The organism is Lwoffella lincolnii (assembly GCF_037201985.1).
Lineage (GTDB): Bacteria > Pseudomonadota > Gammaproteobacteria > Pseudomonadales > Moraxellaceae > Psychrobacter > Psychrobacter lincolnii.
Genome location: NZ_CP147511.1, coordinates 1032143 through 1052657, shown reverse-complemented (window position 1 = coordinate 1052657; position 20515 = coordinate 1032143). Strand labels below are relative to the sequence as shown.

Below are 20515 nucleotides of genomic sequence, written 5' to 3'. Positions count from 1 at the left end.
GTCCTGTACTGGGTTGGTTTTACGATATCTTGTCAGCTTTACAATATGTTGTCTTACAGCAAGTTAGCCATATGGACTAATAAGCCAATCTTAGATAACAGTAAAAGAAGATGATGACTGAGTTAAACTGGTTTGATGAGTTACATTTAAGAAACATGTTAGATAAATAATAATCATTTTTATTTATAAATGCAACTTTTAATTTAGCTGGTTCATCAAATCCTCCTAGCGTGGAAACCATGCACTTTAGGGCATGGAGGAAGTGCTGTGTTGTTAAATTGATATTTCACATTTTTAATGATAAAATGTGAGCTATGAAACATCGTGCCTACAAATTCCGCTTTTACCCAACTGATGAACAAGCCAAACTGCTTGCTCAAACCTTTGGCTGTGTGCGGTTTGTCTATAACACGATTTTGCGTTGGCGTACTGATGAATACTACCAAAGCAAAACTAAAATTGGCTATATTCAAGCCAATGCCAGATTGACTTGGCTTAAAAAACAACCTCAATTTGCTTTTTTGAATGATGTTTCGTGTGTTCCCACCCAACAAGTACTTAGACATCAACAAACCGCCTTTAAAAACTTCTTTGAGGGTCGTGCTAAATACCCAACATTCAAAAAGAAAACTCACAAGCAATCGGCTGAATTTACCAAAAGTGCTTTTAAATACACAGACGGTCAGCTTTTTATTGCCAAAAGCAAACAACCGCTTAATGTTCGTTGGTCTAGGCAGCTGCCAAGCGAGCCAAGTACCATCACAATCACTAAAGACTGTGCAGGACGATATTTTGTGTCGTGCCTGTGTGAATTTGATAATCAAATTTTGCCAAAATCTGATACCACCATTGGTATTGATGTTGGCATTAAACATATGTTTGTTACCGACAGTGGTCTTAAAATTGACAATCCTCGCCTAACAGCCAAATACGCTACCAAACTTGCTAAGGCTCAAAAAGCCTTGAGTCGCAAAAAACTCGGTTCGGCTAACCGTGCCAAAGCAAGAATGAAAGTAGCCCGTATTCATGCCAAAATCTTAGATTGTCGATTAGATAACTTGCATAAGTTATCTCGCAAATTAGTCAACGATAACCAAGTGATTTGTGTTGAGTCACTGCGAGTAAAAAACATGATTAAAAATCCCACGCTTGCCAAGCATATTGCGGATGCAAGTTGGGGTAGACTTATCCAACAATTAGAATACAAAGCTGATTGGGCAGGTAGAAGCTTAGTCAAAATAGACCAGTTTTTCCCAAGCTCTAAACGCTGTTGTCATTGTGGATACACTTTGCCTTTTTTAAGTCTTGATACTCGCCATTGGGATTGCCCTGAGTGCAAGACTACCCATGACCGTGATGTCAATGCTGCCAAAAATATATTAACCGCAGGGCTTGCGGGGCTTGCCTTTGGAGAGAATGTCAGTCTTGTGTAGTTAGTCTGCATAAGCCAATCTCGTTGAATTAGGAAACACCCAGTAGCGATATTGGGAATCCCCTTGCTTTAGCTAGGGGAGAGGGTCAAATTGAAATGGTTAATCAGTCGGTCAATTAACCATGGTGAGTTGTGCTTGATGGATTGCAATTTGTGTTGAGATTAGATATGATTGTCAAGGCTTTAATAGACATTTATACAGTTTTCATAAAATACATTTGCCATCAATTTGGAATCATCATGAATGACATCAATCCAGAAATCAAATCACTCATTGAAAGTCAAATTCAAGAACATAAAGTGTTGTTATACATGAAAGGCACACCACAATTTCCACAATGTGGATTTTCTGCTCGTGCCATAGAGGTATTGACGCAAATCGGTCGACCATTTGCTTTTGTTAATATTTTAGAAAATCCAGAAATTCGTGCCACTTTACCCTTGATTGCCAACTGGCCAACTTTTCCACAGTTATGGATTAACGGTGAGTTGATAGGTGGTAGTGATATTATTTTACAAATGTACCAAGCAGGTGAGCTTGCACCCATGGTAGAAGCACATAGCCCAGAAGCTTAACCTTTATCTTAACTCACAGGCCTCAATCTGGTGATTGGGGTTTTTTTGTTTAAGCTTATGTCTGTTTAAATTTAAAAAACAGTCATGTGTCAATTTTTCACAAAATTGGCGATAAAATTGACTATAATGAGCGGTTTTTTCTTTCATAACAATTTTTTTTATAACAAATTTTTTCTTTCATAATAAATAAGCAACAAACGAGGTAACCCATGCGATATCCTAAACATTATGATGTCATTGTCATTGGTGGTGGTCATGCAGGCACAGAAGCGGCATTGGCATCGGCACGCATGGGAGCAACCACATTGTTGCTCACCCATAATATTGAAACTTTGGGGCAGATGAGTTGCAATCCTGCCATTGGTGGCATTGGTAAATCACATTTGGTGCGTGAGGTGGATGCTCTGGGTGGGGCGATGGCATTGGCAACGGACAAATCGGGCATTCAATTTCGAGTACTTAATGGCCGTAAAGGGGCAGCGGTACGAGCAACCAGAGCCCAAGCGGACCGTATTTTGTATAAAGCTGCCATTCGTCATATGTTGGAAAATCAGCCCAATCTTGACCTGTTTATGCAGGGAGCAGACGATATTTTGATGGATAATGGTAAGGCGGTGGCCGTGGTGACTGCCACGGGCATTGAGTTTGGTTGTGAGCAGGTGGTGCTCACATCAGGGACGTTTTTGGGTGGGGTTATTCATATTGGTTTACAAAATGCCAAGGGTGGGCGAGCAGGTGATCCGCCATCGATTCGATTGGCTGACCGTTTGCGTGAACTGAAGTTACCTGTGGGACGCCTAAAAACAGGCACGCCTGCTCGCATTGATGCTCGTACGGTGGATTTTAGTGTGATGACCCCACAGCCTGGAGATACACCTTTGCCTACGATGAGCTATATGGGCAATGTTGCCATGCACCCGCGCCAAATCAATTGTCATATTACCCACACCAACGAGCGAACACATGACATCATTCGCAATCATCTGGACAGAAGCCCTATGTTTAGTGGACAGATAGAAGGAGTAGGCCCCAGATATTGCCCGTCCATTGAAGATAAGATTCACCGTTTTGCGGATAAAGACAGTCATCAAATTTTTATTGAGCCTGAAGGTTTAACCACGCATGAATTGTATCCTAATGGCATCTCAACCAGTTTGCCGTTTGATGTGCAACTTGAATTTATCCGTACAATGAAAGGTTTAGAAAATGCCCACCTAACTCGCCCTGGCTATGCCATAGAATATGATTATTTTGACCCACAAAATCTTAAACCCACTCTTGAGACCAAGTCCATTGATGGGTTGTATTTTGCAGGGCAAATCAATGGCACAACAGGCTATGAAGAAGCAGCAGCTCAAGGTTTATTGGCAGGGTTAAATGCTGCTTTGGCAAGCTTAGGGCGTGAACCATGGACACCAAGACGAGACCAAGCTTATCTTGGTGTGTTGGTAGATGACCTAATTACCAATGGCACAAAAGAGCCATATCGCATGTTTACCAGTCGAGCAGAATATCGCCTACTATTAAGAGAAGATAATGCAGACCAACGTTTAACTGCCATTGGGCGACAACTTGGCTTGATTGATGATGTCCGATGGGATTCATTCAATCGTAAAATAGATGCCATTGCCCAAGAAACATCACGACTAAAAGAGTTGTGGGCAACGCCACAAAATGAACTTGGTGAACGCTTTGCTCAGCAAACAGGTGAACATCTGTCTAAAGAAGCCACTGCCTATGATTTGCTAAAACGTCCCCATGTAACCTTTGCTGATATTGCCAGTATTACTGATGGCCAAGTGGATAAACAGGTGGGGGAGCAGATTGAAATTACCGTTAAATACGCAGGTTATATCGACCGTCAACAAGATGATATTAAGCAGATGAAACGTCTTGAGAACACAGCATTGCCTGTGGATTTTGACTATGCCAGTATCTCTGGGTTATCTCATGAAATCATTCAAAAATTAACCCAAATTCGCCCTGCTACATTGGCTCAAGCCAGTCGCATCAGTGGCGTTACTCCTGCTGCGATTCAATTACTTGCCATGACGGTAAAAAAACAGCGTAAAAGTCAGATGGCTTTGATGTCGTCTGAACATGACTAGGGATAACGTATGGGCTTGGTGTTTTAGTATTTTTAGATTTTATCTATCATTTGAGACCATGAGCATCATCGTATATTATGCTCATGGCTTTTAGGGTTTATTCAAAAAAATATCTTAAGATACGTTAGCATCTTTTTTCAACTGGTGTAATGATAGTGCAATATCAGTACTGATATCAGAATATTCTGAACCTGCACCAATCATTTCTTTGGCTTTATCAAAATTTTTTCGATTGATTTCTTTTGCTACTTTACCGATTTCTTTGTGGAATTCTGCATGTTTTTGTTTGCAGTGGCGATAACTCTCAAGAGCAGCCAAGGCGTTTACGTTATCTTCATCATAAAGCCAAACACCTAAGACACATAAATCATCACGAGACACTTTGGCTTCATCTAGGGTCTCTTCATTATTAATGGCTTCTCTTAATTTGCCTTTCCAGTCTGCATGAGCTTTTAATGCTGCACTAAAATCTAGAGGTTGAATGGTTGTGCTGGGATTACTCATAAAGAAATATCCTAATCAAAATAAACATGGTTAATTTGCTTATGTGACTTGTTAATTTTTATCAATAGATGTTACTTTTTTTATTAAGAAAACTAAACAAATCTTTGCTATTCTATCAAATTTAAGGGGGGGGGGGCAACCTTTTATAGCCATAAAAATCCTGTGTTTACAAATCATGGTTTGCAATCGTATTATGTGGTTTTTTATCAAAATGGGGGGCATATTTTAATTTGGCATTAGGATAGATGAATTATGCACATGATTTTATAAGAATGTTCTTTACAATACGCAATTGATTTATGGCGTATTTATTATTTATTCGTGCAACCATGTGTTGGTTTCGTCGTTTTATCAAATGTTATGTGTGATTTGTAAAGTGCCTGCCATTGATGAAATACATTGATAAAACACCATGAAAACAAGACAGGGTTTAAAATGATGTGAGAAGTTATGTCTGTTTTAATCAGTTCTGCCAGCTTTGCTTTTTCTATTGTGTTGCCAAGTTTGTTGTTAATGGGATTGGGGTTTTTCTTACGATGGCATCATAAAATCAGTCGAGAGTTTATTAATGACGCATCACATTTGGTGTTTCAATACAGTTTGCCATGTTTATTATTTTTAAGTTTATTCAATACGCAGGTGGATATTAAAGCACAGTTACCATTGATAGGGGCTGGGGTGGTGGTAACATTGCTGTTGTTTGTTGGGGCTGAAGTGTATGCACATTATTTTATCACCAAGTCAGAAGATAAAGGTGTGTTTGTGCAAGGGGTGTTTCGCAGTAATATCGCCATCATTGCTTTGGCAACGATACACAATGCTTATGGGGAAGTGGGTTTGGGTATTGGGGCGGTATATATGGGGGTGTTGATGGTGCTGTTTAATGTGTTGGCGGTCATGACGTTAAGCCATCATGACAGTCGTCAGTTTAAAAATCAATCTAAAACCACGGCACAAACTTTGTCTTTGCTTGGGGTTAATCTTATTAAAAACCCACTGAATATTGCTTTATTTCTGGCGGTGATTGCTAAGGCATTAGATGTACCAACACTGCCAGCATCTGTTGTCAATGTGGGTGAATTATTGGCAAGGGTTGCTTTGCCGCTTGCTCTGATTTGTGCTGGAGCAACCGTGAATTTTAAAGACATGTTAAGTTTATCTGGTGTGTCGATGCAGGCAAGTCTGATTCGTATTTTTATTGCCCCTATGTTGGCGGTATTGGTCGGTTGGGTCTTTGGCTTGATAGGGGGAGTGGCGTTTATTCCCCATGCCAACGAGACTGCTGACATGGTTGATATGGCAAAGGTACAAATGGGGGTGTTGTTTTTGATGGTATCTGCCCCCACAGCAGTGGTGAGTTATGTCATGGTAAAAGCCATGGGTGGTAATGAAATTTTAGCCGCCAACATCATCGCATTTACCACCATATTTAGTATGATAAGTATGGCGGTGGGGTCAGCGGTGTTAAGGGCAATGGGGTGGATGTGATGCGATATGGTTTAACTTGCTGAGTGCAACGCAAACATCAGTGCAACGCAAATATCAGTTTAAAGCAAACAATTCAAGCGTGCTGGTCAGCTCAATGGACGCAAGACGCATGTCTTGTTCCCAAATATTGGCAGCGACAATCAGTTCATCAGGACGATATGTGTCAATGAATTGCCTAAGCTTGGGTCTGACGTCATCAACACCACCAATAAAAGAGACTGCTTGGCTTTGCTCTACAAATGCCTGCTCTTGTGGGTGCCACAGTGTGTCCATATTGGCAACAGGTCTTGGCACTTTACCCAAATTACCACGCACCAGTTGTAAAGCACTTTGTTGAGCCGATGTGAAGTGATAATGGGCTTCGTCAGCATCATTTGCCAGCAGTAAGTTGGCGGCAAGCATGACATATGGCTGTTGGCAATGGGTAGATGGCTGGAAGTTTTGTCGATAATGGGCAATGGCATCACCCATCATTCTAGGGGCAAAGTGGCTGGCAAACGCATAAGGTAAGCCCAATTTGGCGGCCAAATTGGCCCCAAACAGTGATGACCCTAATATCCACACTGGCACACGACTGCCCATACCGGGGTAGGCGGTAACATCATTGCTGGCATCGCTGGCGTACAGATAACCCATCAGCTCTTGCACATCTTGTGGGAAGCCATCAGCACTGTGCATGGTACGCCGTAATGCTCTAAATGTTGCCCCATCAGAGCCGGGGGCTCTGCCCAAACCTAAGTCGATGCGGTCGCCATACAAGGCTTGTAATGTGCCAAACTGCTCAGCAATCACCAATGGTGAATGATTGGGCAACATCACACCACCTGAGCCGATGCGAATGCGACTGGTTTGAGAACCAATGTGCGACAGTAGTACAGCGGTGGCAGCACTGGCAACGGCAGGCATGTTATGATGCTCTGCTAACCAATAGCGATGCAACCCTGCTTTTTCAGCTGTTTTTGCAATGGCAACGGTTTGTTTAACCCCATCAGCAATCGAACGCCCTTCGGCGATGGGAGCTAAGTCCAGATAAGATAATTTTGGTGTTGGCTGATGATTCATTTTGGCACTTTATCCTTAAAAACAGTCATTTGAAAATTGGTCGCAAACACATCGCATACAAATCACTTGGCATACAAATCACTTGCCAACCCCATCAAACTGTTGTTGACATAAGTGAATAAACGCCTGTCCAAATTCACGCACTTTGGCATCATCACGCACGGCTATCCAACTGGTAAATCGCCCAAATGCGTCAATGTCCAGTGCGGTTAAATTGGCATAATGCGTTGGTTCATAAGCCATCTGGGCAATGATGCCTACCCCAAGCCCTGCTGCCACATAGGTGCTGATGACATCAGCATCGAGTGCTGCCAGCACAATATCAGGCGTTAGTCCAGCATTTAAAAAGGTGTCATCAATCACCCCACGTCCTGTAAAACCACCATGATAAGTGATGATGGGATAGCTTGCCAAAGTTGGTAAGTCTAGGGGCAAACCCAAACGGTCTTCTGTGGCTAATGGGTGATTTTTTGGCACAATCACCTTATGCGACCAGTCATAATAGCGAGTGCATCGTAAATAGTCGTTGTTTAGCAAAGCTTCGGTGGCAATGCCAATGTCGGCTTGCCCACGAATGACCATTTGGGCGATGCTCTCTGGGTCGGCTTGTTGCAGCACCAAATTGACCTTGGGATAGCGATGGCGAAATGCCATGACTATCTGGGGCAACACATAGCGTGCTTGCGTGTGGGTGGTGGCAACGGTCAAGGTGCCTTCTAGTGGATTGGTGTGGTCTAGGGTAATGTTTTCGATGGTGCGAATTTCGGTAAAAATTGTTTCGATATGTGGCAGTATGGCTTGTCCAACTTCGGTTAAGCCTGTCAGTCGTTTACCTTGACGGATAAAGACATTGGTTTTTAATTGACTTTCAAGAGCGGAGATGTGTTTGGATAAGTTAGATTGGCTGGTATGTAAGACGTTGGCAGCTTGGCTTAAGTTGTAGCCATTGATGACGGTGTGCCAGACGGTTTCTAGCTGTTTTAGCTGGATTTGTAAATGACGTTGATTGATGATGATGTCAAGGGACATGAATGTGTGGTTCTCGTATTTGGCTGACTATATTTGGCTGATTGATGCGTTTATTTTAGGGCATCTTTGATGGCGTTGATTAAAAATGCTTGTAAATCGTCATCACTGTTTTTTATATGTTCACTGATTTTATCATATAGACGTTGGCTAACATTGATGGTCAGTTCGATGTCTTCACCGACTAAGCTGTGTTTATTCACACTGATGATTGCCCATGTCCAGCCTGCGTATTTTGTATCAACCAAATGAGTGTTAATATCGCTGGCTTGAGGCAGGGCGTTGTCTTGGTCGATGCAATCGCTTAGATAAGCAAATACCGCTTGGCGGGCATGGGCGATGGTGTCTGCCATGCTGTTACTGGTAATCTCAAGTGAAGGAATGTCAGGTAATTTAGCGACAAACTGACCGTCATGGGGTTTGATGGCAACAGGATAAAGCATGTGATGTCCTTATTATTTTATTAAAGTGGTGTTTTATAAAAGTGATGTTTTACCATGACCATGAAAATAGCCATAAAAAAATGGCTGTTTCAATGAGAGTTTATGCAGATAACGCTATCCATGTATGGCATTATAATATGATTTGAATTACCATAACACACTTAATTATAAATTGCTCAATATTGCCATGGCGTTATTGAGATGTTTAGATTTGATTTTTGAGAACTTGCATGAACCATACCGACAAGCAACCTTCCAATCAGCCACCCAATCCAATCATCGAATCTGTGCCAGCCAAGCAAATTTCAGACCAGCAAGCGTTAGACGTACCACACATCACCACCACCATGACAAAAAAATCATGGCAACAGGCGATGATGGCTTATCTTGATTGCCGTGCGTTGATCATGCTGTTTTTGGGTTTTTCTGCTGGCATTCCCATTTTGTTGATATTCTCAAGTCTGTCATTGTGGTTAAGAGAAGCTGGGGTTGATCGCAGTGTGGTAACCATGTTCAGTTGGGCAGCTTTGGGCTATTCGTTTAAGTTTATTTGGGCGCCTTTGATAGATGCTGTGCCATTGCCTGTGCTGACCGCTAAAATGGGACGCAGACGGGCGTGGATGTTGATATCCCAAATTGGGGTGGTGTTGGCCATTGTTTTGATGGCAAGCATTAACCCTGCTGAACAGTCTTTGCTGCCGATGATGGCAATGGCAGCGGTGCTGTTGGGCTTTTCTTCTGCCACCCAAGACATTGTGATTGATGCGTATCGCATTGAGTCAGCACCCCTTAATATGCAGTCGGTGTTGTCTGCCATGTATACGGCAGGTTATCGGTTGGGCATGATTGTGGCGGGAGCAGGGGCGTTATATTTGGCAGACAGTTTTGGTTCAACCGAAGCGGTTTATCATTATCCTGCTTGGCGTAACACTTATTTTATCATGGCGGCGGTGATGGGTGTGGGCATATTGACCACATTATTGATAAAAGAGCCACTGATAAAAGAACCATTGATAAAAGAGCCGATGCTAACAACAGAACCCATTAACCAAGAAATACGCCAGATGGGTCAAACCAGTGATTATGTGCGTTTGGTGGCGGTGTTTGTGTTGTCAGTGATGGCGTTTATCATGGTGTTTAAGCTTTCTGGTTCATTGTTACCAAAAGTGGACAGCCCATTGATGGGATTTTTGTTGGAAGTGGTGCATTTGGTGTTGGCGTTGGGGCTGGCGTTGGTAACAGGTTATGCGTTGGTACAGGCCAAATTGGTGGATAAGCAGGTGGCATTTGCCACTTGGATTGAGCCAGTACTGGATTTTTTTCGTCGTTATGGCTCACAAGCGATGTTGCTCCTTGCATTGATTGGGTTGTATCGCATTTCTGATATTGTTGCAGGGGTCATCTCCAACGTGTTTTATCAAGACATGGGCTTTAGTAAAACTGACATTGCCACAGCGGTGAAGTTGGTGGGTGTGGTGATGGTGATTGTTGGGGGGTTTTTGGGTGGTATTTTGGCACAAAAGATGCGTATCATGCGAGCCATGATGGTGGGTGCGATATTGGCATGTGTTACCAATTTATTGTTTGTTCTGTTGACCTTACACCCAGGTGAGCTGATGTACATGTATGTGGCGGTGATATTTGATAATTTGGCTGCTGGGCTTGCCAGTGCCGTGTTCATTGCTTTTTTATCGGCATTGACTTCCATTCGTTTTACCGCTGTGCAGTATGCCATTTTTAGTTCATTGATGACGCTGTTGCCTAAGGTGTTGGGCGGTTATTCTGGGGCGATTGTGGACAACATGGGTTATCTATTTTTCTTTATCTTTACCTTTGCCATTGGCATACCCATTTTGGGGCTGATTTATTGGGTAGATAAGAAGATGGACATTGCTGAAGTGCCAAAAAACTAAAACCAAAAAACCAAAAAACCAAATATGTCATTAACCATCAAACAACTCAAAGCTCAGTTCACCAGTATTTATGCTGATTTGCCGACACATTGGCAAAGAGATTGGCTGCTGCATATTATTGACAAGCCCAGTGGTTTTTTAATCAGTGATGATGACCATTTGCTCAGTGATGATGAATACACACGTTGGCAGGTAGGCATGAATAAGATGCAAGCAGGCACACCTTTGGCATATTTGACGGGGGTTCAGGCGTTTTGGGGGTTGGATTTTGCAGTCAATGAACACACGCTGATACCTCGTCCTGATACGGAAGTGTTGGTTGAGCAAGTGTTGATATGGATTGAGCAACAGTCGCAAGATGCTCAACATCGTTGGCAAACAAACCAGCATCAGCCATTGAAGCTGTTGGACATGGGAACTGGCTCTGGTTGTGTTGCCATCAGTCTGGCGTTTGAGCTTAATCAACGTCAACACAAAAAACATCAGCAATATTTTAACAGCCAATCATGGCAAGTATTTGCCACTGATATCAGCCCACAAGCATTGACCATTGCCAAAAAAAATAGCCTAAGCAATTTGAATGATTCAAAAAATTTAGATTTAACCCAAACATCAATCACATTTTTACAAAGTCATTGGTTCAATGATTTGCCAATACCCCAATATGATGATGATAAGTTTATGGTGATTGTCAGTAATCCTCCCTATATTGATAAAGCCGATGCTCACCTTGCTAATTTAACTGCAGAACCCATCACCGCTTTGGTGGCAGATAAGCAGGGTTTGGCAGACATTGAGAGCATCATTATGGGAGCAAGGGCATATTTGCAGGTCAATGGACTGTTGGCGATTGAGCATGGGTACACACAGGCGAAAGCGGTTAGGAACATATTTGATACTTATGGTTATCACAATGTCCGCACCGTACAAGATTATGCTGGGCAAGATAGGGTAAGTTTGGGTGAGCTTGAATGAATTGAAATGAGTTGAAGCAAACGTAGCGACAACACAGCCACTTAATAGCCACTTAAATCTAGCAACTTAAATAACTTAAATATAGCCACTTAGCCATTGAGTAAAATGACCTTGTTTTTAGTTTGGTCATTTTTAGTGATTTGTTTATTAATTTTTATAAAAATTTTATCAAAAGGGTATGTTATGTCAGAAACCACCAGCAAAACCACCAATGACATTGAAGTCATCAACTCACAACTGCCTGATGCCCCAACAGGCAGTTCAGACAATATGTCAGCAGATGCGTCATCTGCTCAAGCATATCAAAAAATATATTTGCAAGATTATCAAGCCCCAGCATTTAACATTGCCCAAGCGGACTTGACCATTCAAGTGTATGACCAGCACACATTGGTAAGCAGTCATCTACACATTCAAAAGCAAGATGCTGATTATCAAGGGGGTTTAACCCTTGATGGTGTGGGGCTTGAGCTGATTGACATTGCCATTGATGGGCAAACACTGCCCAAAGAGCGTTATCACACCGATGCCACCAGTCTGATGATAACCGATGTGCCTGATGATTTTAGTTTATTCACTCGTGTCAAAATCGACCCCAATCACAACACCGCCCTAGAAGGCTTGTATCGAGCAGGAGAGGGTGATGATACCATGTATGTAACCCAGTGTGAGCCTGAAGGCTTTCGAAAAATCACCTATTTTATTGACCGACCAGACGTGTTATGTGAATACACCACTCGCATCGAAGCAGACAAACGCTATCCTACCTTGCTTGCCAATGGCAACCTTATTGAAGCAGGTGAGATTAGCGATGCCAATTCTGGCAATGCTGGCAATCGTCATTATGCTGTGTGGCATGACCCCACCAAAAAGCCCAGCTATCTGTTTGCTTGTGTGATTGCTGATTTGGCGGTATTAGAAGACAATCATATCACCAGTGAAGGCAGAGATGTTTTGTTGCAAATCTATGCCAAACCCAAAGACATCAGTAAGTGTGATGTGGCAATGACTGCCTTAAAAGATGCCATGCGTTGGGATGAAGTGAACTATGGGCGAGCTTATGACTTAGACCGTTATATGATTGTGGCGGTCAGTCAATTTAATATGGGGGCAATGGAAAATAAGGGCTTGAACATCTTTAACACCGCTTGTGTGTTGTCTGAACCTGCCACCACCACCGATGCCAGAAGCTTTAGAGTCAAGGCAATCATTGCTCATGAATATTTTCATAACTGGACGGGCAATCGCATTACCTGCCGAGATTGGTTTCAGCTGTGCTTAAAAGAAGGCTTGACCGTCTATCGTGATCAGTCTTTTTCTGCTGACCAACAATCTGCCAGTGTACAACGCATCGAAGATGTGGCGATATTGCGGACAAGCCAGTTTGCTGAAGATGCCAGCCCATTGGCTCATCCTGTCCGTCCAGAGAGTTTTATTGAGATTAACAACTTTTACACCGCCACCGTGTACGAAAAAGGGGCGGAAATTGTTCGAATGTTGGCAAACTTACTTGGTGAACAAAAATACCGTGCAGGCATGAATGAATACTTTAAGCGTTATGATGGTCAAGCGGTAACGGTAGAAGATTTTTTGTCAGCCCTTGCCACCCAAGATGTTCACGTTCTTGACTTTATGCCATGGTATCGTCAAGCAGGCACGCCTAATGTTCACATTGAACAAGACTTTAATCCCACCACCGCTCAGCTGAATTTGAGCATCAAGCAACACACTCGAGCAGTAACAGGACACCCCAAGCCTGTTGCTTTGCCCATTCCTATGGACATGGCGGTGTTTGATAGGCAGACAGGCAACCTTGTGTTTGAACAGACGCTTTTGATAACCCAAGACAACCAAACGTTTGAGCTTGACTTATCGACTGTGTTGCCAACAGTCGATAAAATGCTTGACCCTGTGTTATCAGTATTTCGCAATTTTAGCGCACCTGTAACGGTGGACTTTGCTCAATCCACTGATGATTTGTTATTTTTAATTGCCAATGAAACCAATGGCTATAACCGTTGGCAGGCAGGGCAAGGGGTGGTTAATCGCTTACTCAGACATGGCAATGATGATGGTATTCATGGTGGTGGCAACGTGGTTGACGCACTTCGTGATGAACACCAGCGTTATTTTGCTACTTTAAATCAGGTCTTAGCAGAGTTGACGCAGTCAGATCCCATGTTGGCATCTTATATGCTTGATGTGCCAAATGAAAATGAGCTGGCAACTGGACTTAGCCATGATTATGACCCAATGCTTATTAAAAACAAACGAGATGCCTTTATTAAACACATGGCAACTGCCTTACAAGACACTCTGATAACCGCATATCAACATAGCCAAGCAGAAAGTTATGTGGATAGCCCCAACGCCAGAGGCAAGCGAGCATTACGCAATGTGTGCTTGTACCTTCTTGGCTTTATTGAGCAAAAACAAGCCATGACATTTGCCACCCAACAGTACGCAGATGCCCACTGTATGACTGAGCGACAAGGGGCATTACAAACCCTAATTAACATGAATAACGCCCAAACACAACTGTCGCATTTTTATCACACATTTTCAGATGAACCGTTGGCAGTGGATTTATGGTTTGCCGTGCAAGCAGGCAAGCATGATGTGTCTGTGGCAGAAATCCAAGCCCTAATGCACCATGAACAATTTGATTGGCATACGCCCAACCGAGTGCGTGCGGTATTGACAAATTTTGCCAATCGTCCAGTGGCATTTTGGTCAACCGATGGTATTGAGCTGTATTGTCAAGCCATTGGTAAGCTTGATGACATCAACCCAGTTTTGGCTTCAAGACTGCTACAAAGTGTCTCTCACTGGCACACATTGATAAACTCGAAACAAGTCAATGTCAAAGCACGCCTACTTGAGCTAAAAACCAACATTCACTCTAAAAATGTCAGTGAAAGCTTAGATGCGATTTTATCGGTTGAATGACTAAAATGACTAAAATGACCAAAACATAATGACCATGCTAAAGTCATCTTCATCATGACTTACTGACCAGAAACTTAAGACCAGAAACTTAAGATTAGGAACTTAAGCAGATAGCTGTTAAAATAACGGCTGTCTTTATTTGATGTTTAATAAAAATCTGATACTTGAGAAAAATTGCAATATGTTTCAATTACATGCCACACTTGCCAAAGACACTTTCTATGTTGGGGAATTTCCCTTATCCACTTGTCGTCTGATGAATGACTGTCAATTTCCTTGGCTAATACTTGTGCCAAGGATAGCAGGAGTGAAAGAAATCTATGAACTCAGCCCAAATGACCAAGTGCAGTTTTTACGTGAATCCAGTTGGTTATCTAGCCAACTTGCTAAGACATTTGGGGCGGACAAAATGAACGTGGCTGCCCTTGGCAACCAAGTGCCACAATTACATTTTCATCATATCGTGCGATACCAAAACGACAGCAAATGGCCAAATCCTGTTTGGGGAACACCTGCCATTCCTTACAGCAATGCGGTGCTTGCCAACATGCAGCAGGCATTGATGATGGCACTTAGGGGTCATCATGAAATGCCATTTCAATGGCGTTTTGACGTGTAAAACGTTGATGGCATACCAATCACCCCATATCATCCATATCATATGGTGGCAATGTTTAGTTAGAAATGTTTAGTTAGATTAGGTGTCGCTGACAAAAATGCCCACTGAACGCTCTTGTACTTATCCGCATGTCGAGTTCATACCGATATTGGTATCAGCATTGTTGTTGGTGCTTTGGGGTCAGCTGGACATGTCATATCATCATGCCGATAACATTCATCTGTTAACATGGCTGTTTGTCGCCTTGATGGCAGCAGTAGGTATGATGGGCTGGTCTTCAAACAGAGCCAACCAGCATCAGCCGTTAATCAATGATGGTTTAGATGTGCTTAGCTTGTTTACTTTGGGGTCTTTAATATTATCAACGGGGTTGTATTCGTTGGTGAATCTGCTTTATGTTGCCATGATGCTGATACGTTTGATAAAAATTCAACCGTCAACTCGCTTGGTCAAATTGCTGGTTGCCTTATTGCCATTATTGACGGCTTATGCGTTATTCACACAGGTGCATAATCCTGTTTATGATGTGTATTTTCCGATGTTGCCTGATGTGATGCAAGCGGCGCTGTTGGCACTTGGGTTAATGGGCATGGTGGCAGATGGGTATTATTTACTCCATGATGCCAATCGATTAGATAAGCAATCAAGTAAGATGGGCATCAATCATACCACTGATAACAACACCGTACTTAACGAACGCATCAAAGAGCTTGGCTTGGTCATCAACAGTTTAACCCGCTATGTGCCTTGTCAGTTACACTCATCGATTATTCGTGAGCATCATACCCCCATCATTTATAACAAACGCACCGAATTGACCTTAATGTTTGCTGACATTGTTGGCTTTGCCCAATTGTCTGAAAGCTTAAGTGCTGAGCATTTGGCAAATGTTTTAAACACCTATATGGCAGCCATGACACGCATCAATATCCAGCATGGGGCGTTATTGGATAAATTCATCGGTGATGGCATGGTGTGTTTTTTTGGTTATCCTAAGTCCAATGATGTCCGTGGTGATGCTGTGGCGTGTGTGGCAATGGCGTTAGACATGCAACAACAAATGCACCTACTTAGCAATCAGTGGCAGATGATGGGGATTGATGATGTTCATATCCGCATTGGCATCAACACAGGTTGCTGTCATGTGGGTAATTATGGCAGTAAAGACCGCATGAGCTTTACCGTGATAGGGCGAGAGGTTAACTTTGCCGCTCGTCTGGAAGCGGCTGCTCAACCCAAAGAAATTTTAATCAGTCAATCAACTTATGACTTGGTCAAGCATAAATTTCATTGCCAAAAAGCAGGCAGTCTAAAAATTGCAGGATTTCAGGACACATTACCCTGCTATCGAGTGATGGCAAACCCTCAAGAAATCCAGAAATCTGAGGGGGGGGGGCATGCTCAGAACACTTATGTCATATAGAATAAGGCAAGCGGGGTAGGACGCATATTACGCATATTAATGATTCTCTGATGCGTGATTAATGGTGTATTTGGGAATTTCGATTTGTAAATCCGTGTCGTCTAAGATGACTTGACATGATAAACGGGAATCAGGCTCAAGCCCCCAAGCACGGTCTAGCAGGTCGGCTTCAATGTCGTCCATGTCATCAAGACTGTTAAATCCCTTTCGCACAACCACATGGCAAGTGGTGCAAGCCTTTGACATGTCGCAAGCGTGTTCTATTTTTATGTTATGTTCAAGCAAGCCTTGACATAAATTATCGCCTTCATTAAGTTCAATCTCCGCACCATCTGGGCAGATTTCGTGATGGGGCAATATGGTAACTTTGGGCATGATGACTCCAATTTGGGTTTGCTTTGTTAAAGCGTGTTTTTATTCAAACAATGACTTGATGTGATGTCAATATGACATTCAATATGACATGACATCAAGTCAATATGTCATCTATGATTGCCATTGACTGGGTGTTGTGCCTGTCATGCTTTGGCGAACCGCTTGGTTCATAATCACACTGGCAAAGTCATCGCTGATGCCTTTTAGGTTGCTAACAGCGGTGTGCAGATGGTTTTTATCACCCATACTAATGGCGTTTTCAACGTGTTGCATGGCGGTTTTTAGTGCTTGTGTTTGTGTGCTGTCCAATAAATGGCCAAATTCAACCAACGCCGACTCAATCGCCAACAGCTCCCGTTTGGCTTCTACTTGACTTTCAATCAGGCTACGTTGGTCTTTATCTGACTGAGCATTATCAAACCCTGCTTGTAGTAGCTTTTCTTGGTCAGCGTCAGACAGTCCATAAGATGGCTTAACCTGAATGTTGCTTTGTTTGCCTGTGGTCAGCTCTTGGGCGGTTACGGTCAGTTGCCCATTGGCATCAATGGTAAAACTCACTTCGATGCGAGCCAATCCTGCTTTCATGGCAGGAATGCCAGTAAGTTTAAATTGCCCTAACGAACGATTGTCCGCCACCGTATCACGTTCACCTTGCACCACATGAATAATCATGGCGTTTTGATTGTCTTGATACGTGGTGAAAACCTGCTTTCGACTCACTGGAATGGGGGTGTTGCGTGGAATGATGACTTCCACCAATCCACCCATGGTTTCAAGCCCCAAAGATAAAGGCGTTACGTCCAATAACAGCACTTGTTTATCTGATTGTTGACTGATAAGTTGGTTGGCGTATCTGGCAGCCCCCAACGCCACCACTTCATCAGGATTGATGCGAGATAAGGGCGTTTTGGCAAAATAATCCGCAACCAACTGTCCAATGATGGGCAGTCGGGTTGAACCACCCACCAGCACCACATCATCAATGGCGGATTTATCCAGTTTGGCATCTCTTAATACTTGTTCACACACTTGTAGCGTGCGATTGGTAACGGGCAATATGATTTGTGCCAGCTGTTCTGCATTCAATGTGCCTTGCCAATGTGTGTCATTTAAGGTAACAAAAACATCAATTTGGGCTTGGTGAGATGCTTGTTGTTGGAGTTGTTGGCTAAGCTGCTCTTTATATGTTTTTGCCAATATGTTAAGCCGTTGTTTTTGTAGATTGTCTATCTGTTTTGGCTCAAATCCAGCTTGTTTTATTAACCAATTTGCCAAAAGTCTGTCTATGTCATCACCACCTAACGCACTGTTACCCCCTGTTGCCACCACTTCATAGATGCCTTGATTGAGCTTAAGCAATGACACATCAAACGTGCCACCACCCAAATCATAAATCAGATGATACGCTTGTTGCTGATTTTGGTCTAAACCATAAGCCATGGCGGCGGCGGTAGGTTCATTAAGCAATCGCAAGACATCAAGACCAATCAGTTGAGCGGTGTCTTTGGTGGCTTGGCGTTGGGCTTCATCAAAATAAGCAGGAACGGTAATCACCGCCCCAACAATGCTGTCATCAGGTAGGGCTTGTTTGGCTCGCTGATATAACTGCTCAAGAATCATGGCAGAAATTTCAACAGGATTTTTGTTGCCTTGTGGGGTTGCGATGCTTGGCATAAAACCATCATCACCAACCAGCTGATAAGGGTGGTTAAAGCGAATGTCTGACTGAGTGCGACCCATAAAACGCTTGATGGAGCGAATGGTATGCTGTGGATATTGTTCTGCCATGGTTTCAGCAGGATTGCCAACCAAAGTGGTGTCTTTGCCAAAATACACCACCGATGGTAATAGTTTTTGGCAATCCACACTGTCTTGCACAGATTTGCCATCACCTGATTGGCATTGGCTGACTTTATCACCAATAACTTGGGGCTCACCTGAGCGAGTAACTGCCACCAATGAGTGGGTTGTCCCTAAATCAATGCCCAAGGCAAAACGGTGGGCGTGAGGTTTGGCACTGTGATGGGGTTCAGCAATTTGCAATAATGACATAGTTTATTAACCACGAACGTTTATTAACCACTTATTAACCACTACATTGATTAAAAACCACCAAATAGCGATTAAAAATAACACATATTATAAAGAAAACTGGATAATAGGCACAGCCCAAACCAGAGTCTAAACGTATAAATCATCATCTAATGTGTCTATTTGCGATGACTTATCCATCTTTTTGCTGATGTCTTTATCAATTTTTACCAAAAACTGAAGTTTTTGCGTGGCATCGATTGCCGATTGCCAATCCTGCTGATGGTAAGCTTGGGTAAAATCATTTGATAATTGTGCCAACCAATCTTGCATTTGCTTTTGTAATGAAGGTAATTGTTGGGCATCTGCATCATCAAGCCTAATACGAAAATCCATCGCCAAATCTAAAAAATCCAAATCATAAATGGAATCTTGAATGTGTGCGTCTTGCCCAACCAAGGCCAACAAATGGCTGGCACGGCTATCTGGGTATCGTAGGGTTTGGTAGCCTTGGTTAATCACCGCAGACATTTGTTCACTTTGTCTGTTGTTGGTTTTACTGTCAATAACATCTGGGTGATATTGAGTTTGCAAGGCACGCAGTTGGCTGTCCAATACGGATAAATCAATCTCAAAAGCAGTTGGTAGTTTAAATAAGCTAAAATAATTCATTAATAAATCCGATTAAACTGTAAACGATTCACCACAGCCACATTCGCCTTTTTGGTTGGGGTTGGTGAATTTAAACCCTTCGTTCAAACCTTCTTTGACATAATCCATTTGCAAGCCATTTAGATAAACCATGCTTTTTGGATCAACAAAAAGATTCACGCCTTGACTTTCAAAGCGTTCATCATTGTTGTCAGGCTCATCAACAAACTCAAGCACATACGCAAGCCCCGAACAACCAGCCGTTCGCACACCCACACGTATGCCTTCGCCATGCCCACGATTGGCTAAAAAGTTACGGACGTATTCACCTGCGCGTTCGGTCAGTTGTATCATGTTATGTTCTCGTCAGTTTTATTCACTCTTATTTGTCAGCTTACTTAGCGTTATCTTACTTAGCGTTATCTTACTTAGCGTTATCTTACTTAGCGTTATCTTGCTTAGCAAGCATTATCTCAGCAATCTTAAGCACCCACTTTAGTTTGATAATCGTCAATCGCCGCTTTAATGGCATCTTCTGCCAAAACAGAGCAATGGATTTTAACAGGGGGCAATGCTAACTCTTCAGCAATGTCTTTATTTTTAATTTCACGGGCTTGGTCAAGTGTTTTGCCTTTAAGCCACTCAGTAACCAGCGAGCTTGATGCGATTGCTGAGCCACAACCATAGGTTTTAAACTTAGCATCTTCTATCACGCCATCATCGCTGACTTGGATTTGTAATCGCATCACATCACCACAAGCAGGGGCACCCACCATGCCTGTGCCAACGTTTTTGGCATTTTTGTCAAAATTACCGACATTACGAGGATTTTCGTAATGGTCAATCACTTGGTCTGAATAAGCCATTTGGTAACTCCTTTATTTTCTTTATTTTGGCTAATGCGTTGGCATCGGTCAATCAGTCATCGTTCATCATTTAT

Annotated in this window: 18 protein-coding genes; 9 read left to right on the top strand and 9 right to left on the bottom strand. The window is 42.7% G+C overall.

Going from position 1 to position 20515, the window contains the following annotated elements; translation table 11 throughout:
- The first annotated feature begins 314 nt into the window (after positions 1 to 314).
- The 3 genes from WDM69_RS04850 (at position 315) to mnmG (ending at position 4116) form a co-directional block, all read left to right on the top strand.
- Positions 315 to 1433 (top strand): RNA-guided endonuclease InsQ/TnpB family protein, encoded by a 1119-nt coding sequence (locus tag WDM69_RS04850; RefSeq protein ID WP_338755832.1) that lies wholly within the window; start codon positions 315 to 317, stop codon positions 1431 to 1433.
- A gap of 239 nt (positions 1434 to 1672) precedes the next feature.
- A complete protein-coding gene (gene grxD, locus WDM69_RS04845) occupies positions 1673 to 2008 on the top strand; it encodes a Grx4 family monothiol glutaredoxin (RefSeq protein WP_078306620.1) in 336 nt (111 codons plus the stop codon).
- Between the two features lie 209 nt (positions 2009 to 2217).
- Positions 2218 to 4116 carry a tRNA uridine-5-carboxymethylaminomethyl(34) synthesis enzyme MnmG gene (gene mnmG, locus WDM69_RS04840; protein ID WP_338755831.1) on the top strand — a complete coding sequence of 633 codons (1899 nt, stop codon included), beginning with the start codon at positions 2218 to 2220 and terminating at the stop codon, positions 4114 to 4116.
- Between the two features lie 114 nt (positions 4117 to 4230).
- Here mnmG and WDM69_RS04835 read toward each other — a convergent pair whose 3' ends face one another.
- Entirely contained in the window at positions 4231 to 4620 is a 390-nt protein-coding gene (locus WDM69_RS04835) for a CZB domain-containing protein (RefSeq protein WP_078306618.1), read from the bottom strand.
- A gap of 450 nt (positions 4621 to 5070) precedes the next feature.
- Here WDM69_RS04835 and WDM69_RS04830 point away from each other — a divergent pair, with 450 nt between their 5' ends.
- Positions 5071 to 6108, top strand: a complete 1038-nt coding sequence (locus WDM69_RS04830; protein WP_338755830.1) for an AEC family transporter — start codon at positions 5071 to 5073, stop codon at positions 6106 to 6108.
- A gap of 54 nt (positions 6109 to 6162) precedes the next feature.
- Here WDM69_RS04830 and WDM69_RS04825 read toward each other — a convergent pair whose 3' ends face one another.
- The 3 genes from WDM69_RS04825 to WDM69_RS04815 all read right to left on the bottom strand — a co-directional run bounded on the left by WDM69_RS04825 (position 6163) and on the right by WDM69_RS04815 (position 8639).
- Positions 6163 to 7170, bottom strand: coding sequence for an LLM class flavin-dependent oxidoreductase (locus tag WDM69_RS04825; protein WP_338755829.1), 1008 nt, complete (start codon positions 7168 to 7170; stop codon positions 6163 to 6165).
- A 78-nt stretch (positions 7171 to 7248) separates the two neighbouring features.
- On the bottom strand, positions 7249 to 8199 hold the full coding sequence (locus WDM69_RS04820) for a LysR substrate-binding domain-containing protein (protein ID WP_338755828.1): 951 nt from the start codon (positions 8197 to 8199) through the stop codon (positions 7249 to 7251).
- 50 nt (positions 8200 to 8249) lie between these two features.
- Positions 8250 to 8639, bottom strand: coding sequence for a type II toxin-antitoxin system HicB family antitoxin (locus tag WDM69_RS04815; RefSeq protein WP_078306615.1), 390 nt, complete (start codon positions 8637 to 8639; stop codon positions 8250 to 8252).
- Positions 8640 to 8986: 347 nt separating this feature from the next.
- Here WDM69_RS04815 and WDM69_RS04810 point away from each other — a divergent pair, with 347 nt between their 5' ends.
- The 5 genes from WDM69_RS04810 (at position 8987) to WDM69_RS04790 (ending at position 16518) form a co-directional block, all read left to right on the top strand.
- Entirely contained in the window at positions 8987 to 10552 is a 1566-nt protein-coding gene (locus tag WDM69_RS04810) for an AmpG family muropeptide MFS transporter (protein ID WP_169832902.1), read from the top strand.
- Positions 10553 to 10576: 24 nt separating this feature from the next.
- On the top strand, positions 10577 to 11527 hold the full coding sequence (gene prmC / locus WDM69_RS04805; protein WP_078306613.1) for a peptide chain release factor N(5)-glutamine methyltransferase: 951 nt from the start codon (positions 10577 to 10579) through the stop codon (positions 11525 to 11527).
- Positions 11528 to 11710: 183 nt separating this feature from the next.
- The gene (gene pepN, locus WDM69_RS04800) at positions 11711 to 14476 is read left to right on the top strand and encodes an aminopeptidase N (RefSeq protein WP_143823251.1); all 2766 of its coding nucleotides are present in this window, start codon (positions 11711 to 11713) and stop codon (positions 14474 to 14476) included.
- A gap of 181 nt (positions 14477 to 14657) precedes the next feature.
- The gene (locus WDM69_RS04795; protein WP_078306612.1) at positions 14658 to 15095 is read left to right on the top strand and encodes an HIT domain-containing protein; all 438 of its coding nucleotides are present in this window, start codon (positions 14658 to 14660) and stop codon (positions 15093 to 15095) included.
- Between the two features lie 97 nt (positions 15096 to 15192).
- Positions 15193 to 16518, top strand: a complete 1326-nt coding sequence (locus tag WDM69_RS04790; protein WP_338755827.1) for an adenylate/guanylate cyclase domain-containing protein — start codon at positions 15193 to 15195, stop codon at positions 16516 to 16518.
- A 36-nt stretch (positions 16519 to 16554) separates the two neighbouring features.
- Here the strand turns inward: WDM69_RS04790 and fdx are convergent, their stop codons facing one another.
- From fdx to iscU, 5 genes are all read right to left on the bottom strand, one after another.
- Positions 16555 to 16893: an ISC system 2Fe-2S type ferredoxin gene (gene fdx, locus WDM69_RS04785; RefSeq protein ID WP_078306610.1), complete on the bottom strand. Its 339-nt coding sequence runs from the start codon at positions 16891 to 16893 to the stop codon at positions 16555 to 16557.
- A 111-nt stretch (positions 16894 to 17004) separates the two neighbouring features.
- Complete coding sequence (hscA, locus tag WDM69_RS04780; RefSeq protein WP_338755826.1) at positions 17005 to 18945, bottom strand: Fe-S protein assembly chaperone HscA; 1941 nt, start codon at positions 18943 to 18945, stop codon at positions 17005 to 17007.
- A gap of 129 nt (positions 18946 to 19074) precedes the next feature.
- A complete protein-coding gene (gene hscB / locus WDM69_RS04775) occupies positions 19075 to 19596 on the bottom strand; it encodes a Fe-S protein assembly co-chaperone HscB (protein WP_078306608.1) in 522 nt (173 codons plus the stop codon).
- Positions 19597 to 19608: 12 nt separating this feature from the next.
- Entirely contained in the window at positions 19609 to 19929 is a 321-nt protein-coding gene (gene iscA / locus WDM69_RS04770; RefSeq protein WP_078306607.1) for an iron-sulfur cluster assembly protein IscA, read from the bottom strand.
- Between the two features lie 128 nt (positions 19930 to 20057).
- A complete protein-coding gene (iscU, locus tag WDM69_RS04765; RefSeq protein WP_078306606.1) occupies positions 20058 to 20441 on the bottom strand; it encodes a Fe-S cluster assembly scaffold IscU in 384 nt (127 codons plus the stop codon).
- Positions 20442 to 20515: the final 74 nt, after the last annotated feature.